Consider the following 17,779-nt stretch of genomic DNA (forward strand, 5'->3'; position numbering starts at 1 on the left):
GCCGCGTGGATGCGCGAGCCGCGTCCAGGCCTTTATCACCACCAGGCCTCGGCCTGGAGACCCACCGAGGTGCCCGACCGCTGGTCGCCAAAGACCTGACGCAGACGCGAAGTCGCGTCGAAGCTGGCGCGGGCCGCCTCGTCCCAGATGGCGTGCGTGACGAACAGACGGATCGTCGGGCGGGAGCCGGCCTCCTGGCCCGCGGACACCGCCGTCGCCAGGGTGAACTTGGTCATGTTGCGCGTGTGCCCACCGTTATCCGGCTTGACCATGTCATGGCCTGCCTCGGCCAGCACGCGGAAGGGACCGACGAGGTGGGTGTCGGTGCGGACTCCCATGCCAAACCACTTGTTGCCGGCATTGCCAGCTGCCTTGTTGATGCGGTACTCGGCCAGACCTTCGACGACGGTTCCGCCAAACGAGGTGGGTTCACCGAAAACGGCTGACTGCTGAAGCACCACGCGGCTGTTTCGCGTGGTCCCGAACCAATCCATCTTCACGCCAACGAGCGTGTTGCCACCGAGCAGGACGCCGTTCAGGGTCTGGTACAGACCCACGGCCAGTCCATTGGCCTCCGTGGCCGGCGTGGTGGCGTTCACCTGGTCGTCGCTCTTGAGCTGCACGGACGGAGTGACGTACAGGGCAAGTTGGCCATTGGGCAGGTCATTGATGCCAGTCAGCCGTACCGGCACGCTGATGCGGTTGTTGTTGGCGCTCCCGCGTGGGTTCAGCATGGCGGCCACGCTGAGCTTTCCAATACCTACGTTGATGTCCTCGATGCCCGCGCCATCGCCATCGTTGATTTCCAGGAACTGGTCGTTGATGCCGGTCTGAAGGCGGTTGTAGAAGCGCCGACCCACCCAGACCTTGCCATTGCCGAGCGCCGCGATGTTGGTCCCATATGCAAAGACCTGACCGAAGCGGGCCACCAGCTCGTCGGTACCGCTTTCAGGAAGGAGCTGACCACCAGGCGAGGAGTAGGTTTGAAACTCCCTGCCGCCCCAGGCGCGATAGATTCCGGGCATGAAGTGCACATGCCAGTCAGAGCCTTCGAGGGAGACGAGCTTGGCGTTGAGGCTCGGCTCGACCACGTAGTCGCACTCGTTGCCCAAGCGCCACTTGGTGTCGGCACCGGGGAGACCGACGCACACTTGCGTGCCACCTCGGACGTTGATGCCAGTTCCGGCGCGCATGTAGCCCGAAAAGATGATGGGGAGTGGGTCGGCATGGGCGGTCACGGCAACACAGGAGGTGGTGATGGCCGCGAGCAGTGCTTTGTTCTTCATCAGGCTTCTCTTCACTGGAAGTTGGGGGGGTGGAACGACGGATCACCGCCAAAAAGGCGGAAGAGCTGGAGATGAAATGAGATTCCGAGACAGGACTTAGTAGCGTGGTTGAAGACCCGACAGTAGCAAGGGGCGAGCGTCATTCGTCAAGTAGTCGATGTGCTGTTGCGAGGATGGGCGGGTTGACTCCATGCGTCACCCAGGAATTGAGAGTTTGCGTTCCGGGGGAGATTGAAATTTCCAACGTGCACGCTCCAGTGTGCTCCGGCGGGGCCGAGAGCGCTTCGAACCGGGAACCGCCTCTCGATTCTGTGCTTCTCAAACGAATTGCTGATGCGCTGAGTCGGGGAGGAGCGCGTAGGCGTCGAGCGTCACAATCCTGTCTCACGACGCGGAGTGACCCACGCCGTGCCCCGGCGGCCTGGGGGTCCTGATTCCTGGGCGCAGGCTTGAAGACAATCACGAGTCGGGAATCGTCAAGGCTGCTTGTCTTCAATGGCTTTCAAATTCTTGAAAGAGGCCATGAAACAGACATGGATGGGTCTCGATATCCACATCGATGGTCTTCGGGATTCGGCACGGCCCCCACCACCACCTCCTCCGCCTGCCGCCCGTATCTCAAGGGGGCCTCCGAGTCGGCGGCCCGTCCTGGGGAGGGCCGCCCGTGTCCGTTCGAAGTCGCATCTTGTTGTAACGGTGTTGCAATAGAGTCTAGAGTGCGATAATTGAGGTGTCTCTCTCGCCTTGGATCTCGCATGCTGGAAAGTGCCCTGAGCCTCGGGTTGGTACTCGGGCTTCGCCACGCCTCGGACGCCGACCACGTCTGCGCCATTGCTTCGCTGTTGAGGTCCGGGCAGGGGTTCCGGTCGGCCGTGCGCACGGCGCTTCTCTGGAGCCTGGGCCACTCGTTCGCCTTCTTCGCGGTCGGGGCGGTGCTCGTCGGCGGGCGGTTGTCGGTGCCAGGTGCCTGGGAGCCAGTGATGGAGCTCTTCGTCGCCGCCCTGCTGGTGACGCTGGGGACCGTGCAGTGGGGCCACGCGGACTGCCCGTTGCCCTCGGAGCCCGAGCCCGTGAGGCCGCACTCCTGGCGCGTGCTGCTGGTGGGCATCGTTCACGGCCTGGCGGGCTCCGCGGGCATCGCGCTCCTCGCGCTCGCCACCGTCCATGAGCGGCTCCCCGCCCTCCTGTTCCTCCTTTCGTTCGGCCTGGGCGTCTCTGGAGGCATGGTGCTGCTCACCGTCCTCCTGTCCCTGCCCCTGGGCTTCGTCGTCCGGAACTCGGAGCGCTGGCGTGCCCGCATTCTCAAAGCGACCAGCGCGCTCGGCATCGGGCTCGGCGTGTGGATGGGTCTGTCGGGGCTGCGGGCCCTCGTGGGCTGAGAGGATGGTCATGGCATCCACCCCAAGGAAGCGAAACGAGGCCCGCGGGCCCATGAGGCTCTTCGACATCGAGCTGCCGGACGGGGTCAGCTCGGTGGCCTTTTCGCCAGAGGGGCTCCGCATCGCGGCGGCCACCTTCGGCGGTCCGGTGCTCCTCGTCGACGCGAAGTCCGGTGCGGTGCTCCGGGAGCTGCCTGGACACGCGGGCGGAACGCTCTCGGTGTGCTTCTCTCCGGACGGAGAGCAGCTCGTGACGGGAGGACAGGACGGCCAGGTCCGTGTTCATGCCTCGGAGTCGGGGCAGGAGCTCAACGCCTGGGAGGCCGGGGGAGCCTGGGTGGAGCACGTCCTGTGGTCTCCCTCGGGAAGCTACCTCGCCGCGGCGGCAGGGCGCTCCGTCCGCATCTGGTCTCGCCGGGGTACCCTGAAGGGCGGCTACGAGCAGCACGCCAGCACCGTCACCTCCATCCAATGGAGCGCGAGCGGCACGGGCATCATCTCTTCGTGCAATGGCGGGATTCATCGGCTCGAGGCGGGCAGGAAGCGGCCCCTGCAGACGCTCGACGCGGAGAGCGCGGTCCTCTCCGTCGCCATCAGCCCGGATCGCCAGTACATCGCCGCGGGCAGGCAGGACCCGAGCATCCGGCTCTGGGTCGTGCGCTCCGCCGAGGCCGTCTCCTATGACATGCCGGGTTACCGGGCCAAGGTCCGCACGCTGGCGTGGAACTCCGCCAGCAGTCTCCTGGCCACCGGCGACGGCGAGGAGGTCGCCGTCTGGGAGTTGGGCTCCCGCATGCGCGAGCGGCAGCGCGCGCTTGCCCTGAAGGCCCACTCGGAGCGGGTCACGGGGCTCGCCTTCCTCGCGGACGGCACGGGCACCGAGCTGCTGCTCTCCACCGGGCAGGACGGGCGGCTCTGCGGCTGGAACCCCACCCGGGGACAGCGCCCGGTCTGGACACTCCAGGCGGACGTGGCCCTGGAGGGGCTGACCCTCTCGCCGGACAGGTCCGTGGCGGTGGCCATCGGGGCCGGCGGACGCCTGCTGGCGTGGAGCCTGGCGCGGCCCGTGCGGCACTGACCCCCTCTCCTGGCTGTACCTGGATTCACGGAGGCAACACCTTGGCGACTTCGGAGAAGAAGATTCCCGTCACCGTCCTGACCGGGTTTCTGGGCTCGGGCAAGACGACGCTCCTCAACCGCATCCTGACGGAGCAGCACGGCAAGCGCATCGCCGTCATCGAGAACGAGTTCGGGGAGATCGGTATCGACCAGGCGCTCGTCATCAACGCGGACGAGGAAGTCTTCGAGATGAACAACGGGTGCATCTGCTGCACGGTGCGAGGGGACCTCATCCGCATCCTCGGCAACCTCATGCGCCGCAAGGACCGGTTCGACCATGTCCTCGTGGAGACCACGGGCATGGCGGACCCGAGCCCGGTGGCCCAGACGTTCTTCGTGGATGACGAGATCGGCTCCCAGTTCAAGCTCGACGGCATCGTCACCCTGGTGGACGCGAAGCACGTCTCCCTGCACATCGACGAGAGCGAGGAGTGCCAGGAGCAGATCGCCTTCGCCGACGTCATCATCATCAACAAAATCGACCTGGTGACACCGGAGGAGGTCGAGCGGGTGGAGCGCCGCATCCGGAGCATGAACGCCATGGCCCGCGTCCAGCGGACCGTGAGGGGGCAGGTTTCCCTCGAGAGCGTCCTCGACGTGGGAGGCTTCGACCTGGGGCGGGCGCTGCGGCAGAAGCCCGCCTTCCTCGAGCCCGAGTACCCCTTCGAGTGGGGCGGCGTCCATGCGCTCCGGCCGGGTCTGGCCAGTCTCGTCCTCGCGGAGGGTCCGGATGCGACGATGGACGTCGCCCTCGTGCCGGTGGACTCCGCTGACGAGGCGGGGCTGAAGGCGGGCGCGGAGAAGGCCGTCCGCTTCTGGTCGCGCTCGCCCTCGCGCCGCGTCTCTGGCGATGCCCTCTCCGCAGGGGACACCCACTTCCAGCTCGACTTCGCGAAGAACCGGGGCCGCAAGGTGTACCCGCTGAAGGTTCCTCGCGAGGGGTTCTACGCACTCTTCACGGAGCATCGTCCGGAGGAGTACGCGCTGGGGGTGGAGGATGCCGCGGGCAATGTCCTGGCGCGCCGGGCGGAGCGGTACTTCGGCGCCGGCCACTCGCACGACGAGACGGTGACGTCTGTCGGCATCCACCTGGAAGGAGAGGTCGACCAGCACCGGCTGAACGCCTGGCTGTCCAAGGTGCTTCAGGAGCAGGGCACGGACATCTTCCGGATGAAGGGCATCCTCGCCATCGCGGGCCAGAAGAACCGCTACGTCTTCCAGGGGGTACACATGCTCTTCGACGGGCAGCCCGACAAGCCCTGGGGCAACACGCCCCGGGCCAACGACCTCGTCTTCATCGGCCGGAACCTGGACCGGGAGGCACTCACGGAAGGGTTCCGCCAGTGCCTCATGAGGAAAGGCGGCCCCGGGGCTCAGGCCCGCTCCCCGGGGCACGGTGGAATCACTCGCTCCAGTAGGTCTCGGTCATCACGCTGAAGCCGTTCACGGTGTCGACGAAGATGGCGACGTTGTTCCCGCTCCAGGGGTCATCCGCGTAGCTGAAGTAGCAACCCTTGAACGAGCGCCCCGCGGTCAGTGCGTCGAGATTCGCCAGGCCGGCGGAGATCACGCTGCTGGAGATCTGGTTGTTCTGGTTGGCGGCGGACAGGGTGTCCACGATCTCGGCACGCACCTCGGCGGCGTCGGCCAGGTTCGGCCGGACGGTCGCGCCATACGGGACGCTGCTCGGCTCGAGCCCGAAGCACTCCAGCCTCCCGACACGGTAGGTGCCGCGCGTCGTCACGACCTCCCACCAGTCGAAGTGGCGGGCCATGTTCGCGCCGTAGAGGCCATTCTGCGGCACCGCGTTCACCGCGTCGATGAGCGCCTCGAGGGGCCGGCTCAGCGTGGCCGCGTTCCGGATGTTCCGCAGGGCCACGTCACCGATACCCGCGACGTTGGAGATGGCCTGGACCGACGTGAACGGGCGCAGGTTGAGGAGGTTGGAGGCGCCATTCCACGCGTCCGGCAGGACGTCATGCAGCTCGGAGTCGCTGATGGTGTTCACCAGGGACACGATCGCGGCGGCGTCATCGGTGGAAACCGCGAGGCCGTCCAGGATGCCGATGCAGCTGGACCCGATGAAGCCCTCGTTCCGGGCACCACTCGCGAGCTGCTCGAGACGGGTCGGACCGACCAGCCGGACCGAGGAGATGTCCGCCAGGGACACGAAGGGCGCCGCCGCGCGCCGGGTGACGAGGTTGGTGGCGACGTCGCTCGGGAGGTACACGTCCAGCGTCTGGAACGACGCCGTGTTCACGAAGCCGAGGATGCCCTGGCACTCCGGGGCAACGTCCACGTTTGTCTGGGTGAGTGACGACTGCCGCTGCTCGATGGACTCGGAGGACGGATCGATTTCAGTACCACCGCAACCGGCGAACAGGCTCACTGCGAGAAGGGCTTGGCCAATACGACGCATCAGGGGCTCCTCATGGGGGGATACAACGAGGGGAGGGGGTCCCATACACCAAATCCTCCCCGCCCACAGGTGTCATTCCCGCCAATTCAGCCATGAGAGGCAGCCCACCACGTTCCATCACCGGGTGAGCGCGCGCAGGGGTGCATCACGGCCCAGGACGATGAACGGGGCCCAGAAGGTGGGATGGGGATGAGACTGACGTAGGGCGAGCATGGCATCGCGCATGGCGGAGGAACGCCCCCTGCCCGCGAGGAGGTTGCGGTAGTACCCCTCCATGAGCACCCGTGTGGTGTCGTCGTTCACCTTCCAAAGGCTCATCACCACGGCTTCGGCCCCCGCGATGACGAAGGCCCGGCGGAGTCCGTAGACGCCCTGTCCGGGCTTGACGTCCCCGCGGCCGGTATCACAGGCCGAGAGGACGACGAGCTCGGTGCCCCACAGGTCGAGACCGGTGAGCTCGAGGGCGGTCACCAGGGAGCCTTCGGGCCGGAGCAGGGTGTTCTCGCCAGCGTTCGCCGCCGGGCTCCGTGCACCCGCGAGGACGAGACCGGAGCGCAGCAACGGGTCGGGCGGGTACTGTCCAGGGCCCTCATTGCCAGACGTGCCCAGGTCTACGAGCGCGCGGGAACCCGCGGGCGCGGCGCTGGCATCCTCGAGGAAGAAGCCGTGGGTGGCGATGTGGAGGACCCTGGGCGCCGGGAGTTTCAGGAGCCGCTCCTTCGTCGCTTCCCCTCCCAGGAAGAGCTGCGCCTGGGGAATGAGGCGCTGGAGGGCCTTGGCTTCCTCGAGGGTGCCGGGCAATGGAACCCAGGGCCGCTCGGCGAGGCCGGCTCCCCGCGTGGAGAAGAAGCGCTCGATGGAGGAGCCCCAGGCGGGTGTTTCTTCCTGGGAAGGAGAGGGGCGTGCGGGTGGGACGCCGAAGTCCGGGTCGGCGAAGACGACGACCGAACGTGGCCCAACGGCCCGTTGGGAGCGAGGCAGGAGGTCCTTGCCCGAGGTGAGGTAGGTGAAATCGAAGGTGTCGATGAGGAAGTGGTTGCCGTCGTGGAGCGCGGCGAAGGGGACGAGGCCGAGCTGTCCGTCGGGCGAGAGGTAGAGGCGGCGGGCGTCACCGAGCAACGGCAGGAGGGGCTGGAAGGCGAGGGAATGGAGTTCCCTGGAGAGGCCCAGGTAGGCGGCGTCACGGTCGGCGAGGCCATCCCGCAGGCGCGAGGCGGCGAGGTCGATGGGCGCGGCGGGCCCCAGGTCGATGACGCGGCTGCTTCCATCCGGAAGGAGCACCAGGGCCAGGTAGCGGAGCGTGCCTGGGTGTCGTGACCGTTCCGTGACTTCGGACGTGAGGACGAGCGGGCGGTCCGTGTAGAGGATGAGCTCGACGAGAGCGCCATCGGGGGGAAGCGTGGCCGCGACGCGGTCGACGATCTCGTCAGGAGACGGCAGTTCCGCGAGCGCGCGAAGGGCCACGGAACGCGAGGCGAGGTCGGCTTCGAGGGCATCCCCCCGTGCGGTGAGCTCCTTCAGGCGGTGCAGGTAGTCGGCGGGAGCGAGGTTGCCGGGGCCCTCGAGCGACAGCCTGGCGAGCTGGGTGCGCAGGTAGCGCAGCCGCTCGAAGGTGTCGCGATCCTGGGCACCCAGGCTGTGGTAGACGGCGCGGGAGGTGCCGGCGGTCTCCTCGACGGAGCGGCCCTTGCGCAGCAGCGCGGCGGCGAGCGCCAGGCGCCGCACGCGGGCGTCGTCTGGATACGCCCGGGCCAGGGAATAGAGGCGATCCTCATCGGTGCGGATGAATTGGAGGAAGCCCGCCAGATGCGCCTCGGAGAAGTCGAGCGCCTCCTGGCGGAGGAGCCTCTCGGAAATGTCGAAGGCCCGCGTGAGGAGGGGCAGGGCTTCGGCGAGGCGATTCTGGGCGAGGCGGAGTTGGGCGAACGTGTTGAGCGTGAGGGCGACATCGGGGTGTGTCTTTCCGAGCGCCACTTCCTGAATGGCGAGTGCGCGCTGGAAGAGCAGGGCCGACCGTTCGTAGTGCCGCTGGTGCTGAAGGACACTGGCGAGGCTGTTGAGTGTGAGGGCGACATCGGGGTGTGTCTTTCCGAGCGCCGCTTCCTGAGTGGCCAGCGCGCGCTGAAGGAGCGGCTCCGCCCGTTTGTAGCGTCCCTCGTTCCGATAGACACTGGCGAGCTCGGTGAGTAGCCAGGCGATGTCTGGATGATTCTTGCCGAGCGCCGACTCCCAGATGACGAGCGCGCGCTGGAGGAGCGGCTCCGCCCGTGTGTACAATCCTTGTTTCCGATAACCGAAAGCCAGCTTGTTGAGCGCCGCGGCAACCCGCAGATGTTTCTTGCCGCAGGTTGCCTCGTAGATGGCGAGTGCTCGCCGCAGGAGAGACTCCGCCCGGCCGTACATCCCCATGTCCTGATAGTGGGCGGCGGATTTGACGAGCAGGTCGGCGACCTCGAGATGGTTCTTGCCGAAGGCCTCTTCGTAGATGGCGATTCCACGCGCGTAGAGCTTCTCCCACCGGTAGAAGAGCGCCTGGTTGTAGAGGAAGGCGAGATTGTTGAAGGGGACGGCGATGTGGGGATGCGTCTTGCCGAGAGCGGATTCTTCGCTGATCGCGAGCGCGCGTTCATAGAGCGGCTCGAGCCGGCCACCGACGTTGATGAGCAAATGGGTGGCTTCGGAGGGATGCTTGTCGAAGGTCTCCTCGAAGATGAAGATCGCGCGCGCATAGAGTGGCTCGCCATGCCCGTACAATCCCTGCTCGTCATAGAGTTGCGCGAGGTTCAAGAGGGCGTCGGCGACCTTGGGATGGTTCTCTCCGAGGGCTGCCTCGTAGACGGCGAGCGCACGCACGTAGAGCGTCTCGGCCCGGGCATACAACCCCTTTTCCTGATAGAGGAAGGCAAGATTGCTGAGCGAATAGGCGACGAGGAGGTGTTTCTCTCCAAGAACTGTTTCTTGGATGGCGAGCGCGCGCGTGTAGAGCGCCTCGGCCTGGCTGTATCGCCCCTGAATCTGATGGAGGGTCGCGAGGCCGTTGAGAGAGGATGCGACGTCGGGATGGTCCTTGCCGAGGGCCGCTTCGCGAATGGCGAGCGCGCGTTCGTGGAGCGGTACCGCACGGCCGTACCGCCCCTGGAACTGGTAGAGGCGAGCGAGGTTGTTGAGAGAGGCGGCGACGTCGGGATGGTCCTTGCCGAGGGCCGCTTCGCGAATGGCGAGCGCACGCTCGTGGAGCGGAGCCGCACGGTCGTAGTAACCCAGGTCCGCGTAGAGGTTGGCGAGGGTGTCGAGAGAAGAAGCGACGTCGGGATGGTTCTTGCCGAGGGCCGCTTCCCGGATGGAAAGCGCGCGCAGGAGGAGCGGCTCCGCGCGGGCGTACTTCCCCTGCTTCCAGGTGTGCTTGCCCGCGTCCTCGAGCCTCGTGCCCTCTTCAACGGCAGACCGCGCCTCCTCCAGGAGCGTGTTCGTTCCCTGCTGCCCCATGGCCGCGCCAGCCGCGCAGCACAAGACAGCCATGACCATCCACCCGAGCATTCGCTGCATATGAATGCCGCATCATGCAGCATGCATGGGACGGAGCCCATGCCACTGGCCTCCGCTGGGGAGCCCTGGGACGGAATGCCCTCGGACGGGCCGCGTGTAGTGGCTCAAGGGAGGGTTCCACCATGGGCCCGAGTGTCATCGCCGTCGTGCTCGCCGCCTCCTTGCTGGGGTGGGAGGGCCTCTGGTTCCTCCGTCGCTCGGTACAGAACCACCACCATCGCGCCTGGGGGCTGCTCCTGCTCGTCACCGCGGGGTGGGCGTTGCTCTGGGCCCGCCTCTTCTACCTGGGGCGGTTGGTGGTCAGCCCCGACCTGGGCGTGGTGCTGGTGCAGGGGGGGGCACTCACCCGGCTCGGGATGATTCTATTCCTCGCGGGAATCTCCCTGGGGGCCGGACTGGCCTGGACCGCGTGTCACGAATACCCGCCCGAGAGACAGCTTCATCACCTGGCATGGCGGCTGGGCCTCGCCGGGGGTGTCGCGGTGCTGGCTGCCTTCCAACTCCGGTTGCTTGGCCTGGGTGAGCCGGAATTGCCTCCCGTCTATTCCTATGATCTCTGGTCACCGCCCCTGTTGCTCTGGTCGTGCTTCTGTCTCGCCGGGTGCGTGCTCGGCCTGCTTCGGGTTCGTTCCCTTCGAAGCCTCTTCGGGTTGGCGGCACTCCTCATCTCCGTGCTGGCGCTCTTCAGTCTGGGCCGGGCGGAGTTCACGGAGTCGCCGTTCGCCAGGGTGTGGCAGCAGGCCTGGCTCGCCTGCCTGATATTGGCGTTTCCCTTCAGCCTGGCCTTCTGGACCTCGCGCTTTCTTCGGGAGCTCCAGACCCGTTGGAAGTGGCTCGGCGAGGGACGCTACCGGGCGCTGGTGGTGGCCGCGGGCGGGGTGGGGGTGGGGCTCGTCGTGCTCTCCCAGTGGGGGGATGGCTCCCTGATCTGGCCCTCCTGGGTGGTCCTCGCGGGCCCGCTCGCCGTGGCCCTGACCGCCGCCGCCCGCCGGATGAAGAGCGTCAACCTGCCCGGGCTGACGCTGCCGTGCCGGCGCATCGTCCTGTTCTCGCTGCTCGCCCTGCCCTGGGTCATCGCCGTGCCGCTCTTCTCCTCGGAGCTCGAGATGCTCTTCGGCCTCGCCGGGGTGCTTCTCATCGCGGCCGTGCTGGCGGAAACGCTCCTGGATGGGCCCTTGCGCCGGGGCCTGCGGGCGTGGCGCTCGTCCATCTCCGAGGCCTCGCCGGATTCGGGCAGGCTCGAGCCCCTGCGCGGATGGATCGCCCGGGGTGGCAAGGGGTTGAAGCGCGGATACGACTGGTTGATTGCTCGCAAGCCCCTCCGCCTCATTCTGACGACGCTCCCCCTGGCCCTCATCCTCCTGATCGCCGCCAATGAGGTGCCCAATGCTGGCAAGACGATCATCCAGCCCTTCATGGTCACGGGACTCGCGACTCCCCGGGATCGGGAACAGGCGCAGGAGCTTGGGCAGACCCTCTCCGAGGGCCTCACGGGTGCGCTCGGGAGCCTCCAGCGGGTGCTCCGGTCGGGGGTCGTGCTCCAGCAGCCCGTGAACAACAACAAGCAGATGGATCAGCTCGGCTATGCCGCGGATATGTCCGGAGCCTCGAGCGCATCCGCCCAGAACCTGGTCCTGGAGTTCGGTGGAGGCGTCAAGGTGCCCTTCCGCATGCTGGCCGCGCCCATCCAGGCTCCGGTGCGCGCGCTGCTGGGCGTGAAGGTCATCCACGGAACCCTCTATGAGGATCAGAGCCGGTACATCCTGCTCGCCCGGAGCAGCACCGGAGAGGCCTGGCAGGTCGAGTTGAACAAGCAGCCGCTCTCTCAAGAGCTGTCGTCGAACCCGCGGTCCCGGGTCGAGCCGAAGCTCGCGGACGCCGTCTCGCGCCTCACCCGGAGCCTGGCCTTCGAGATCATCAGCGCGGACCCCCGGCTGGCGGACACCAGCATCACCCGTTCCTGGGAGGCCTTCGAGTCCTTCCGCAAGGGGGTGGAGCGCTGGGACGTGTCCGAGCGTACGGAGGACTATGTCTCCCTGGGCCAGGCCATCCAGTCGTTCCGCGAGGCGATCCAAGCGGACCCCGGGTTCACCCTGGCCTACTACCGCCTGGGGCTCGCGCTGCAGAAGGAGGGGCAGACGGACGCGGCCATCAAGGCGTTCCGCACCAGCATCCTGCTCAACCCCGGGTTCGTTCCCGGTCAGGTGGCCCTGGCTTCCGTGTTCCTCGAACCCGGCACCACGGGAGCCATCCAACGGACGACGGTCGCTACTTCTCCGAGGCTGTCGTCGTGGGGCTCGGCGAAGGAGGATGCGAGGCGGAGCGAGGCGCTCAGGCTGTGGCAGCGGATCATCCAGGTCCCGGGCCATCCACTGGAGAAGACCCAGGCCTACTATGGGCTCTGTCTGATGGGCTCCGATGAGGCCAGGACGGAAGGCCGCTCGGACCTTGACTCCCAGAATCGTCTTCGGGCCTATTTCTATTGCAAGCGTGCGGAGCGGATGTACTGGCAACTGCCCCATGTCTGGCATGCCGCCACGGCCCTCCGGGAGAGTGAAGCCCACGTGCAGGGCACGCTCGGGAGGCTCCTCGAGCAACCCTCGGAGGATGGGGATCCGCGAAATGCCTGTCCGTTGACGAACGGCGAGCAACCTCCACCCCGGAAGTCGCCCTCATGGCAGACGCGGCCCCGGCTGCTGCAGTTCCGGGCGGCCTCGCGGTACTACCAGCGTGCCGCGGAGCTCGTCGAGGATCCTTCTCAGAACATCTCGTTCCGGTGCAGCGCGGCCCGGGTCGCCTTTCTGCTCGGCGACGAGCAACCGATGGCGGTCCTGAGCAAGGATGCCAGCGCTCACGTCCTCCGGGCGGACATGTATGGTGACCTCGTCTGGAGTTGGGAGGGTATCCAGTACAAGAGGGACCGGGATGAGAAGATCTCCAGCGCCTACCGCAAGGCGCTCATGGAATACGAGCAGGCGTTCAATCTCGATCCAACCCATGCCCAGGCGTTGATTCGCTATGCCTACAACTTCTGGGAGTGGCGGTTCCGTTATCCCGAGGAGCAGCCTCCCTTGGGTCCGACCCAGGAGCATGGCGAGCGGGCGCGGGAGTTCGCCCAACGCGCGAGCCGGTTGAGCAGTGTGATGGAGTCCCGGCTCCGGGAGGCGTTGGCCCTCTCCGCGCTGGGGGAGGTCCTCCTCGGTCAGGCCCGCCCTGGCGAAGCCATCCCGGTGCTCGAGGATGCGGTGCGGCTCGCTTCCGACAATGCCATCTTCGACGAGCTCCGATGGGACCTCTCCCAGGCCTACCTGTGCCAGGCCGAGCGATTGGAGAAGGACGGCTTCCACGAGGGACGGAGCCGGGTCCTGAGGCGGAAGGCCGGTGCTCTCCTGGCACGGATCCGCCAGCACGACCAGGAGCGGGAGGACAAGATCTTCTCCAAAGATCCGGCACCGACCAGGGCCGAGAAGGTGTGCCTGGAATGGAAGGGGTCCGGCTCCCCACGCGAGAGGAAGGGGGCCTGAGCCGCCTCAGGGTTGTCCGCTGTCCGATGCCGCGCCGGGGTCCGGAGCTTCCGTCGGCAAGCGGATGGTGAAGCGGGCGCCCCCTCCGGGCGGGTTCTCGGCGGAGATGGTCCCTCCATGGGCCTGGACGATTTCCCGGCACACGTACAGCCCCAGGCCCAGCCCGCCATAGTGGTTGATCGACGCGGCGCGCTCGAACCTGCCGAACAGCCGTGGCATGTCCTTCTCCGGCAGGCCGGGCCCACTGTCGGTGACGATGAGGAGGGCCTCGGACCCCTCTCGCCCCATCGAGAGCTCGACCGGACCTCCGGCCGCGTATTTGAAGGCATTGGCCAACAGGTTGGTGAGCACCTGCTCGATGCGGAGGCGATCCCAGGTCCCCTCGATGGGCTGTCCATCCCGGATCAGGAGCGTACAGCCGGCCGCGGACGCCGCCTCACGGAGGCGCTCGGCCACGTCCTTCACCATGGCGGTCAGGTCGAACCGCTCCGGGTGGAGGGTGAGCCGGCCGGTGGAGATCCGGGAGACATCGAGCAACGTCTCGATGAGATCCGACAGCCGTCCCGTGCTGTGAAGCGCGCGGCCGAGCCTGGTGGCGATGTTCGGCTCGAGCGATGCCACGCGATTCCTCAGGCTCTGGAGCTGGAGCAGGAGTGCCGTGAGTGGCGTCTTCAGCTCGTGCGCGGCGATGGAGAGGAACTCGTCGCGCAGCCGGACCGCCTCCTGGGTCTGGGCGAGCCGGAGGCGTTCCTCTTCCACCCGCTTGTGGTCGGTGAGGTCGCGCGTCACCTTCGCGAACCCCAGGAGCGTGCCGGCCGGGTCATGCATCGCGGTGATGAGCACGTTGGCCCAGAAGGTCGTGCCGTCCTTGCGCAGACGCCATCCTTCCTCCTCGAAGCGGCCATCCCGCCTGGCGAGCTCGAGATCCCTGGCGGGCTTGTTCTTCGCCAGCTCCTCGGGTGGGTAGAAGCGGGAGAAGTGCTCGCCGACGATCTCCCTGGCCGAGTAGCCCTTGAGTCGGGCCGCTCCGCTGTTCCAGGTCACCACGCGCCCTTCGGGGTCCAACATGAAGATGGCGTAGTCCTTCACGCTGGAGACCAGCAGCCGGAACCGCTCCTCGCTGCGCCGCATCAGCTCCTCGCTCTTGCGGCGCTCGGTGAGATCCTTCGTGATCTTGGCGTAGCCTCGCAGCACTCCTTTCTCATCGCGCACGGCGGTGATGACCACGTTCGCCCAGAAGACGGACCCGTCCTTGCGGACGCGCCAGCCCTCGTCCTCGACGTGGCCGTGCTCGGTGGCCTGGCGCAGCAGATCCCACGGCTTGCCCTTGGCCACGTCCTCCTCCCTGTAGAAGCGGGTGAGGGGTTGACCGAGAATCTCCTCGGGCTTGTAGCCCTTGAGGCGTTGGGCACCGGGGTTCCAGCTTTCCACCCGCCCCTCGGGGTCCAACATGAAGATGGCGTAGTCCTTGATGCTCGAGACGAGCAGCCGGAAGCGCTCCTCACTCTGCCGGAGCAGCTCCTGGGCCGTGCGGCGCTCGGTGAGATCCTTCGTGACCTTGGCGAAGCCCAGCAGCTTGCCGGTGGGGTCGCGCATGACGGTGAGGATCACATTGGCCCAGTAGAGCTCGCCGTTCTTGCGGACACGCCAGCCCTCCTCTTCGAAGCGGCCCTCGGCCGTGGCGATCCGCAGCTCGCGCTCACACTTGCCGGCGACGATGTCCGCCGGAGGGTAGAAGAGGGAGAAGTGCCGCCCCTGGATCTCCCCCAGGGTGTAGCCGGTGAGCCGCTCCGCGCCCGTGTTCCAGGTCTTCACGTGCCCGGAAGGATCGAGCATGAAGATGGCGTAATCCTTGATGTTGTCGAGGAGCATCCGCGCCCGCTCTTCTTGAAGCGTCGCGATATCCAGGACGGCCGACGCGCTCTGGTCACGCATCTCGCCTCCCACGGCTCGACGCGGAGGCGAGGCGCACGCCGCGGCCACTGAGCTCAGGATGCGGGTCGAAGGTGCTGCCGGGCTGGGGGAGAGGTTCGTGCATGGTGCAGTTCTTGGCTCCAGCGTCGCCCGGGACAAGGTCCAATCCGGGGCGATGCCGCATGTTCAACGGCCGCTCGTGAAGCGGTGCGCCAGCATGGGCACCCGCACGCGACAGGTACATCGTCGCGGGAACGGATGGAACGCTATACGTAAAGCTTTTCGCTGGCCCCAAAAAACCACGGGGGAGCCCTTCCCCCATTCGCAAGCCCGCCAGGCGAGCGAGCCCTGGCGCTCCCGGGCGCGGGGCACGCCATGCCTCAGGCTGGGAAGAGGTGCCCGCGCAACTGCTCGAGCCCCAAGGGCGAGCAGAGCTCGTTCGAGAAGAGCACGTCGAGCGCACGCTGGGCGAGCGCGGCGGAGGGCGCGGCGACGAGTACCCGGCCGCACTCCTCGAGCTGCTCACGCACCAGTCCGATGTCACCGTAGAGCTCGGCGAGCTTCATGCGATCCTCGACCGACAGCTCGCGCTTGAGCTCCGCGGTGAGCTGGCGCAACTGCACCGAAGTCCCATCCGAGCGCTGCACCATGGGTTCGAGCGAGTCCTCGTCGTCCTCCTCCGACAGGAGCGGCCAGATATCCGTCAGTGACGAGGGCGCCTCCACCAGCAGGTGGCCCACGCGCCGCGCACAGTCCTCGCAGGAGGAGCCGCCGAAACGCGGCAGGTCCAGCGCGGGAGAGGCTTCCGCGCCACAGAGCAGGCAGGTGGCCACGGCTGAGGAGGGAGTGGATTCCATGGAGATCACCCGTAACGCCCCGGCCGTGCGGAGGCCAGCATTCCCGTCCGGCTCCTGTCGTCTGCCCGACTGGCCCGCGGACGACCGGAGCCCTCGCTTCAGCGGCGGCTGAAGCGCAGGCGTGAGCGCTCGCGCGCTTTGTTGGCTTCGACCTCGCGATCCCGTGGCTGGGCGGTCGTGGACAGCGACGCCAGCAGTACACGGGCGGCGGCCGCGACGTCGTCAACGGCTTTCGCGAAGGCCGCTTCGTTGGCCTGCGAGGGTTTGTTGAAGCCGCTCAACTTGCGCACGAACTGCAAGGACGCCGCCCGGATCTCCTCTTCAGTGGCTGGCGGCTCGAAGTTGAACAGCGTCTTGATGTTCCGGCACATGGTGGTCTCCAAGGCTCGACGTGAACGGAAGAGGGGCCTATTGCGAAGGCCCACGAGCGGCGCGGGCACACGCCTCGGCGCGCTCGAGCAGAAGGTGTTGCTCGCGTGCGTTGCGCGTGAGCGATGCCGCGCGCTCGAGCTCCGCGCGGGCCTCGTCGAAGCGCCCGAGCTTCGTGAGGAAGTCGCCGCGCACGCTCGGCAACAGGTGGTAGCCCTGGAGCGAGCGCTCCGAGGCCAGTGCATCGACGAGCTCGAGCCCCGCCGCGGGTCCGAACGCCATCCCGACGGCGACCGCGCGATTCAGCTCCACGATGGGGGAGGGCATGCGCTGGGCGAGCGTCTCGTAGAGCCTGGCGATGCGCGCCCAGTCCGTCTCCGCCGCCGTCGGCGCCCGTGCGTGACAGGCGGCGATCGCGGCCTGCAACACGTAGGGACCCTGCTCGCCGCCGAGCGCCTCGGCACGCGCGAGCGCCGTGAGACCCCGGCGGATGAGGATTCGATCCCAGAGCGCGCGGTTCTGATCCAGCAACAGGACGGGCTCTCCCGACGGACCGACCCGCGCCCTCAGCCGCGACGCCTGGATCTCCATGAGCGCCACGAGGCCGTGGACCTCCGGCTCCTTCGGGACGAGCTCGGCCAGGATACGGCCGAGACGAAGTGCGTCCTCGCAGAGCCCGGGGCGGATCCAATCGTCACCGGCGGTCGCCGAGTAGCCCTCGTTGAAGATGAGGTAGATGACCTCGAGCACCGACGACAGCCGGGCGATGAGCTCGTCCCCTCGCGGGACCTCGAAGGGGACGTGCGCCTCGGCGAGGGTCCGCTTGGCCCGGACGATGCGTTGGGCGACGGTCGGCTCCGCGACGAGGAACGCGCGGGCGATCTCCTCGGTCGTCAGGCCTCCGAGCAGGCGGAGCGTGAGCGCGACACGCGCCTCGGTCGAGAGGACCGGATGACAGGCGATGAGCATGAGGCGCAGCAGATCATCGCCGACGTCATTGTCGATCGCCTCGTCGAGATCCGGCACGGCCCTGTCCTGCTCGGCGTCGTGACCGAGCTCCTCGTGCTTACGCTCGATCCTCTTGCCTCGGCGCAAGAGGTCGATCGCACGGTGCTTCGCGGTGGCCGTGAGCCAGGCACCCGGGTTGTCCGGGACGCCCGACTTCGGCCACTGCTCGAGCGCGGCGACGAGCGCGTCCTGCGCGAGCTCCTCGGCGAGGCCGACGTCGCGCACCATTCGGGTGAGACCGGCGATGAGCCTGGCCGACTCGATTCTCCAGACCGCGTGGATGGCGCGATGTGTCGTGGAATCCGTCACGGTGATGAATCAGAGCATCTCCATCCGCCGATGCAAGCGGAGGCGCCAC

Annotated in this window: 11 protein-coding genes; 4 read left to right on the plus strand and 7 right to left on the minus strand. The window is 67.3% G+C overall.

Translation table 11 applies throughout. The features are described 5' to 3' along the window. Positions 1 to 35 precede the first annotated feature (35 nt). Positions 36 to 1,286: a carbohydrate porin gene (locus NR810_RS17235; RefSeq protein ID WP_257453714.1), complete on the minus strand. Its 1,251-nt coding sequence runs from the start codon at positions 1,284 to 1,286 to the stop codon at positions 36 to 38. Between the two features lie 755 nt (positions 1,287 to 2,041). Between NR810_RS17235 and NR810_RS17240 the strand changes: the two genes are divergently transcribed. Genes NR810_RS17240 through NR810_RS17250 form a run of 3 tightly spaced genes read left to right on the plus strand, consistent with a single transcriptional unit; the run spans position 2,042 to position 5,221 of the window. After that, positions 2,042 to 2,665, plus strand: a complete 624-nt coding sequence (locus NR810_RS17240) for a sulfite exporter TauE/SafE family protein (protein ID WP_257453715.1) — start codon at positions 2,042 to 2,044, stop codon at positions 2,663 to 2,665. A 52-nt stretch (positions 2,666 to 2,717) separates the two neighbouring features. After that, the gene (locus tag NR810_RS17245; RefSeq protein WP_257453716.1) at positions 2,718 to 3,743 is read left to right on the plus strand and encodes a WD40 repeat domain-containing protein; all 1,026 of its coding nucleotides are present in this window, start codon (positions 2,718 to 2,720) and stop codon (positions 3,741 to 3,743) included. A gap of 41 nt (positions 3,744 to 3,784) precedes the next feature. Next, entirely contained in the window at positions 3,785 to 5,221 is a 1,437-nt protein-coding gene (locus NR810_RS17250) for a CobW family GTP-binding protein (protein ID WP_257453717.1), read from the plus strand. Here NR810_RS17250 and NR810_RS17255 read toward each other — a convergent pair. Together NR810_RS17255 and NR810_RS17260 are read right to left on the minus strand one after the other, a co-directional pair. After that, positions 5,187 to 6,203 (minus strand): helix-hairpin-helix domain-containing protein, encoded by a 1,017-nt coding sequence (locus NR810_RS17255; RefSeq protein WP_257453718.1) that lies wholly within the window; start codon positions 6,201 to 6,203, stop codon positions 5,187 to 5,189. The genes NR810_RS17250 and NR810_RS17255 overlap by 35 nt on opposite strands. Positions 6,204 to 6,320: 117 nt before the next feature. Further along, positions 6,321 to 9,722, minus strand: a complete 3,402-nt coding sequence (locus NR810_RS17260; RefSeq protein ID WP_257453719.1) for a CHAT domain-containing tetratricopeptide repeat protein — start codon at positions 9,720 to 9,722, stop codon at positions 6,321 to 6,323. A 149-nt stretch (positions 9,723 to 9,871) separates the two neighbouring features. Here NR810_RS17260 and NR810_RS17265 point away from each other — a divergent pair, with 149 nt between their 5' ends. Next, positions 9,872 to 13,273 carry a tetratricopeptide repeat protein gene (locus NR810_RS17265; RefSeq protein ID WP_257453720.1) on the plus strand — a complete coding sequence of 1,134 codons (3,402 nt, stop codon included), beginning with the start codon at positions 9,872 to 9,874 and terminating at the stop codon, positions 13,271 to 13,273. 6 nt (positions 13,274 to 13,279) lie between these two features. Here NR810_RS17265 and NR810_RS17270 read toward each other — a convergent pair whose 3' ends face one another. The 4 genes from NR810_RS17270 to NR810_RS17285 all read right to left on the minus strand — a co-directional run bounded on the left by NR810_RS17270 (position 13,280) and on the right by NR810_RS17285 (position 17,730). After that, positions 13,280 to 15,208 carry a sensor histidine kinase gene (locus NR810_RS17270; protein WP_257453721.1) on the minus strand — a complete coding sequence of 643 codons (1,929 nt, stop codon included), beginning with the start codon at positions 15,206 to 15,208 and terminating at the stop codon, positions 13,280 to 13,282. Between the two features lie 359 nt (positions 15,209 to 15,567). Next, the gene (locus tag NR810_RS17275; RefSeq protein ID WP_257453722.1) at positions 15,568 to 16,044 is read right to left on the minus strand and encodes a hypothetical protein; all 477 of its coding nucleotides are present in this window, start codon (positions 16,042 to 16,044) and stop codon (positions 15,568 to 15,570) included. Between the two features lie 98 nt (positions 16,045 to 16,142). Continuing rightward, complete coding sequence (locus NR810_RS17280; RefSeq protein ID WP_257453723.1) at positions 16,143 to 16,415, minus strand: DUF2277 domain-containing protein; 273 nt, start codon at positions 16,413 to 16,415, stop codon at positions 16,143 to 16,145. Between the two features lie 37 nt (positions 16,416 to 16,452). Beyond that, positions 16,453 to 17,730: an RNA polymerase sigma factor gene (locus NR810_RS17285; RefSeq protein WP_257453724.1), complete on the minus strand. Its 1,278-nt coding sequence runs from the start codon at positions 17,728 to 17,730 to the stop codon at positions 16,453 to 16,455. Positions 17,731 to 17,779 lie beyond the last annotated feature (49 nt).

Source organism: Archangium lipolyticum (assembly GCF_024623785.1).
Taxonomy (GTDB): Bacteria; Myxococcota; Myxococcia; order Myxococcales; family Myxococcaceae; genus Archangium; species Archangium lipolyticum.

Bases quoted from the DNA above. Each gene is read 5' to 3' on its own strand.
- NR810_RS17240 (WP_257453715.1), top strand. From the start codon at position 2,042: ATGCTGGAAAGTGCCCTGAGCCTCGGGTTGGTACTCGGGCTTCGCCAC.
- NR810_RS17260 (WP_257453719.1), bottom strand. From the start codon at position 9,722: ATGGCTGTCTTGTGCTGCGCGGCTGGCGCGGCCATGGGGCAGCAGGGA.
- NR810_RS17270 (WP_257453721.1), bottom strand. From the start codon at position 15,208: ATGCGTGACCAGAGCGCGTCGGCCGTCCTGGATATCGCGACGCTTCAA.
- NR810_RS17245 (WP_257453716.1), top strand. From the start codon at position 2,718: ATGAGGCTCTTCGACATCGAGCTGCCGGACGGGGTCAGCTCGGTGGCC.
- NR810_RS17275 (WP_257453722.1), bottom strand. From the start codon at position 16,044: ATGGAATCCACTCCCTCCTCAGCCGTGGCCACCTGCCTGCTCTGTGGC.
- NR810_RS17255 (WP_257453718.1), bottom strand. From the start codon at position 6,203: ATGCGTCGTATTGGCCAAGCCCTTCTCGCAGTGAGCCTGTTCGCCGGT.
- NR810_RS17235 (WP_257453714.1), bottom strand. From the start codon at position 1,286: ATGAAGAACAAAGCACTGCTCGCGGCCATCACCACCTCCTGTGTTGCC.
- NR810_RS17280 (WP_257453723.1), bottom strand. From the start codon at position 16,415: ATGTGCCGGAACATCAAGACGCTGTTCAACTTCGAGCCGCCAGCCACT.
- NR810_RS17265 (WP_257453720.1), top strand. From the start codon at position 9,872: ATGGGCCCGAGTGTCATCGCCGTCGTGCTCGCCGCCTCCTTGCTGGGG.